At 67.7% G+C, this 4,876-nt stretch carries 5 protein-coding genes and 1 pseudogene; 1 reads left to right on the plus strand and 5 read right to left on the minus strand.

Annotated elements, in window-relative coordinates; translation table 11 throughout:
- The 5 genes and pseudogenes from H926_RS33210 to H926_RS0110255 form a co-directional block, all read right to left on the minus strand.
- Positions 1 to 934 (minus strand): annotated as a pseudogene (locus H926_RS33210) (hypothetical protein); the annotation flags it as partial.
- A 115-nt stretch (positions 935 to 1,049) separates the two neighbouring features.
- Positions 1,050 to 1,949 (minus strand): CoA ester lyase, encoded by a 900-nt coding sequence (locus tag H926_RS0110240; RefSeq protein WP_371256236.1) that lies wholly within the window; start codon positions 1,947 to 1,949, stop codon positions 1,050 to 1,052.
- Positions 1,930 to 3,234 (minus strand): MFS transporter, encoded by a 1,305-nt coding sequence (locus H926_RS26800; protein ID WP_022676214.1) that lies wholly within the window; start codon positions 3,232 to 3,234, stop codon positions 1,930 to 1,932. Before H926_RS26800 ends, H926_RS0110240 begins: the two co-directional genes overlap by 20 nt.
- Positions 3,231 to 3,692: a DUF2141 domain-containing protein gene (locus H926_RS0110250; protein WP_022676215.1), complete on the minus strand. Its 462-nt coding sequence runs from the start codon at positions 3,690 to 3,692 to the stop codon at positions 3,231 to 3,233. Before H926_RS0110250 ends, H926_RS26800 begins: the two co-directional genes overlap by 4 nt.
- Positions 3,689 to 4,432 carry a sterol desaturase family protein gene (locus H926_RS0110255; protein ID WP_022676216.1) on the minus strand — a complete coding sequence of 248 codons (744 nt, stop codon included), beginning with the start codon at positions 4,430 to 4,432 and terminating at the stop codon, positions 3,689 to 3,691. The genes H926_RS0110250 and H926_RS0110255 overlap by 4 nt, the downstream gene beginning before the upstream one ends.
- Before the next feature lie 216 nt (positions 4,433 to 4,648).
- Here H926_RS0110255 and H926_RS0110260 point away from each other — a divergent pair.
- The coding region (locus H926_RS0110260) for an Rrf2 family transcriptional regulator (RefSeq protein ID WP_043609022.1) at positions 4,649 to 4,876 on the plus strand (228 nt) is incomplete at its 3' end.

Below are 4,876 nucleotides of genomic sequence, written 5' to 3' on the forward strand. Positions count from 1 at the left end.
GAAACGCGTCTTGCGCAAAGGGATCGAGTGGCGGCAGATCGAGCGCGGGCAGAATTTCCAGCGCCACTTCGCCGAGATCGAGTTCATCGGCGTCTGGCCCGGCGTCTTGCGGCGCCAGGTTGCGCGGATCGCGCGTGCGCACGGGGCCATCAGCCCACTGGCCCAGCGAATCGGCCAGGCTGCCCCAAGGCTCGCCCGGTTCGGCACCGGCCGGCGCGGGATCGGCAAAGGCGGGCAGCGGTAGATCGGGGCGGGCGTGCGTGGCGGCACTGTCTGCGCCATCGCCCCCGCGTAGCGCTGTCACTGCCTTGCGGCGCGGCTTCTTCTCGCCCAGCACCAGGCCGATTTCGGCCATCAGCTCGTTGGTAGTCGCCTGGTCGGCCAGTTCCTTCCAGTTGATCACGCCAAAGATATAGTCGAGCGTGTCACCGCTGGACGAGAACGGCAGCAGGATGCCGCGATAGAGGATCGTGCGCCCGCGCTGGTTGGCAAATTCCGCCTCGAACCCGATCGGCGCCTCGTTGGCCACGATCTGCATGTAGTGATCGGTGATGCGCGACAGGATCGAGCGGCCCGGCACCTGGCTCAACCGCGTCAACGGGCCTTCGCCCGCGCAATCGGCCAGCAATACCTCGCCAACATAGGCGATGGCGGGATCATCAAGCCCAGCGTCGAACTGCAGCAGCACGGCATGATCGGCAAAATCGGGCCATTGCCCGGCCAGCAGCGGGCCGACCAGCGGCAGGCGGCTGTCGCCCAGCATCCCGGCCCAGAAGTTGTAGGCGCGCACCTGCATGCGCCGCTCGTCCGCGCCCATCAGCGGCGGCAGCGGCTGATCGACCAGATCGCCGTCGAGCAGGTCATCGTCGGGATCGCTGCCGGCAAACAGGCCCAAGGGGCCGGGTTCGTCGGCAAATCCGCGCATGCTGTCCATTACCAAGCCCTTCGTCACGCTCCTTGCCCCAGTCTGGCGCAACATGGTGAAGAAGCGATTAAGTTGCGCCGATGGGATTTCTGGGTGTTTGGAAGGTGTTGCCGGCGTTGCTGGCCTAGCCGCGCGCGGCGATGGCGCGGGCCTTGGCCAGCAGCCGCTCGGCCATGTCACGGTGCAGCAGTTCGGCCATCTTGCCGTTGACGCGCAGCGCACCCTGGCCGGCATTGGCGGGATCGGCAAAGGCTGCGACGATCGCTTCTGCCTCGGCCAGTTCGGCTTCGCCCGGCGCGAACACGCGGTTGGCCACGGGCAGTTGCGCGGGATGGATCAGGGTCTTGCCGTCAAAGCCAAAGGCGCGTGCCTGGGTGCATTCGGCCTCAAGCAGGGCAAGGTCATCGATCGCGTTGCACACCCCGTCGAGCACGATCAGGCCGTTGGCGCGGGCAGCCAGCACCGCCTGCGCCAGTAGCGGCACGAACGCGGCGCGGCCCGGCGCCTGGGCCATGCCGGTGTCCTTGGCCAGATCGTTAAGGCCCAGCACCAGGCCAGCCAGGCGCGTGGTGGCGGCGCAATCGGCGATCCGTTCCAGCGCCAGGGCGGCGCGCGGGGTTTCGATCATCACCCACAGCCGCACGTCGTTGGCAAAGCCGGCACGGTCCATCGCTGCCGACAGCGTCACGATATCGGCAGCGTCTGCCACCTTGGGTGCCAGCACGGCCTCAAGCGGCGCGGCGGCGAGGGCGGCCAGGTCATCGTGCCCCCATGGGCCATCGAGCCCGTTGCACCGCGCGATCAGGCGGCGATGGCCAAAGCCGCCGGCCTGCGCCTCGGCCACCAGGGCGGCACGGGCTGGCGCCTTGTGATCGGGCGCGACCGCGTCTTCCAGATCGAGCACGACCGCATCGCAATCGAGGCTGCGCGCCTTGGCGAGGGCACGGGCATTGCTGGCGGGCATGTAGAGCGCAGAACGCAAGGGGCGGGTATCGGTCACGGCATCAACCTTTGCGGGGGGCAGCGCCACGCGGCGCGGGTTCCTTGACGGTATCGACGCGGCCTTCCTCGCGCGCGGGCATCGGCACGAACAGGCGCAGCACGAGATTGCCGACCAGCCAGAGCGCAGCGGCATGGAGTGCGAAGGTCAGGCCACGCTGATCGGCGACCCAGCCCCAGACCCACGCGCCGACCGCCATCGAGCCGAACGTGATCGCCTGGTAGAGCGACAGGCAGCGCCCCAGGATGGCCTCGGGCGAGCGCAACTGCATGGCGACGTTCAGGCTGGTCAGCGCCGCGACCCAGCCCGATCCGCCGACAAAGCCGGCGACCATGGCGATTGGCAGGCTGTGGGCCTGGGCCAGCAGGAGCAGCGCGCCGATGAAGCCGACCGTTGCGCCGGTGATGATCACTTCTGCGCCAAAGCGGCGGCGCGCCTTGGTGATCCACAGCGCATTGACGATCGACCCCACGCCGAACGATCCGAGAATCAGGCCATAGTCCAGCTCGGTCCCGGCCAGGGTATCGTGCGCCACGGCGGGGATCAGCGCCTGGAATGCGCTGGCACCCATGCCGAACATCGCCCCACGCAATAGCACCTTGCGGATCGGGACGGAGCCGGCGCAGAACACCAGGCCCACCTTGATCGATTGCAGCATGGGCTGGCGCTGCGGCGCGCGCGCCTCTGGCCGCCAGCGCGCCAGCACCACCAGCATGCCGACATAGCTGATCGCATTGGCGGCAAAGGCCGCGCTCACGCTCAGGATCGAGATCAGCACCCCGCCCAGCGCCGGGCCGACGCTGCGCGCCAGATTGTTGGACATGGAATTGAGCGCGATCGCTTGGGGCAGATCGGCCTTGCCCACCTGCAACCGCACCGAAGCCTGCCAGGCCGGCTGGTTGATCGCGGTGCCCATGCCGACCATCAGGGTGAGCAGCAGCAGCGACAGCGGCCCCAGCGCGCCGCGATAGCCCAGCACCGCCAGCACGGCGGAAACCACCAGCATGGCGGTCTGTGCCCAGATCATCACGCGGCGGCGGTCAAAGTTGTCGGCAATCGCCCCGGCAAACAGGCCCAACAGCAGGATCGGCAGGCTGGACGATGACTGCACCAGGGCGATCAGCACGTGGCTGCGCGTCAACTCGGTCATCAGCCAGGCGGCCGCGGCCGACTGGATCATCGATCCCAGGTTGGAGACCAGGTTGGCCGTCCAGATCGCGCGAAACGCGGGATAGCGAAACGGCGCCAAGGCGCCGCCGGGCTGGGCCTCACCCGGTTGCAGATGGGAAGAAGAATCGCCCTGGGTCAAAGCAGATAGCGCATGCGGATCGACGTGGTCATCTGCGCTTCGCCCAGGGTAAAGGCCGCGGCCGAAAAGCGCGGCGGGCCAAACCGGATCGGCGCATCGCGCGAAAAGCCAAAGCCTTCGCGCGGCATCATGAACATCTTGTCGAGCCGGCCATTGGCGTTTTCATCGTGGAACAGCGCCACGGCATAGCGGCCGGGCAGCACGTGCTGGAACGCGATCACATCGTTTCCGGCGGCGGGCACGGTCTGGTGCAGCGCCTGCGGATCCTTTTCGCAATCGGGAAAGGTGCCCGGATCGGCGGTGAGGCAGGCCTGGATCAGCCCCTTGTGCGAACGCAGGCCGACCACGTCGACCAGCACCGTGGTGCGATCGGGCAGCACGGCGCCGCCCTGGCTGAGCGCGAGTGCGCCCAGCGCGAGCCCGCGCAGCGCTGCCTGGCGAATCGCCTGTGCCTTCACCGCACTTTCCTTTCCTGCCAGCCGGCCAGGCCAGCGTCCGTGCCGCAAAGGCGATCCCATACGCGAAAATAGAGGCCGTAGTTGCACCGATACCGCTCGTGATGCTGATGATGATGGCTGGCCGTTATCAGCCACTTCCCTGCCCGGGAATGAACCAGCCCGGCCGGAAAGATCTCCCAGCCCATGTGGTTGGTTACGCCCATCACCGTCATCACCACCAGAACGCAGGCGAGCACGCCGGCCTGGATTGGCACCACGAAGACCAGCGCGGGAATGAATAGGCCGACCACGGCCGCCTCGATCGGGTGGAAATTCATCGCTGCCCAGGCCGTGGGCGGGCGGCTGGCATGGTGGATGGCATGCACGCTGCGAAACACGCGTGGCCGGTGCATCCAGCGATGCGTCCAATAAAACCAGGTATCGTGGGCAAACAGATAGACCAGCAGCGATACTGGCATCCACCACAGCGGATAGGCATGGGGATCGGCATAGATGCGGGTCCACCCGTGCTGCTGCCAGCCCCAGGCGATGATTCCGGCAGGCACGCCATAGATCGCCGCCGACGCCAGGCTCCAGCCGATCTCGCGGCGGATCTGCGCCTCGAGCCCGGCATAATGGCCGGGCAGGCGCCGCTGGGTAAGCCAGGCAAACAGCCCGCTGGCCGCCACATAGCGCACCGCGACGATCGCGGTCATGGCGAGCGCCGACAGCAGCAGCGCGGCAAGCGTTGGACTGGTCATGCTTTTCCCGATCGGCACACGATGCGCCTGGCTGCCCCTATGCCAAGCCGGGCCGGCGCTGCCCAGCCCGATTTTCGCCCATGCAGCATAGACAAGGTGCCCTTGCCAGCGCGGGGCGGCGCGCCTAGATAACCGGAGCGATTCGGTCTGATTTTGCGCACGCCTGTCGAAACGGCGGAATCGGGCCGACCCCACCCACGGTTGCGAGCAGGTGCGATGCGATTGTCGAGCATGGCTGACTATGCCGTTGTCATGATGTGCGCTGCCGCGCGCCATTGCGGCTGCCACGCGGCCGATCGCCCCCTGCTCTCGGCCCAGCAGCTCGCTGCCGAAACCGGCTTGCCCGCGCCCACCGTGCAGAAGCTGGTCAGCAAGATGTCGGCCGCCGGCCTGCTGAAATCGGTGCGCGGCGCGCGCGGTGGGCTCAAGCTGGCGCGCCCGGCC

Origin of the sequence: Novosphingobium sp. B-7 (assembly GCF_000410615.1) — a bacterium.
GTDB classification, from domain to species: Bacteria; Pseudomonadota; Alphaproteobacteria; order Sphingomonadales; family Sphingomonadaceae; genus Novosphingobium; species Novosphingobium capsulatum.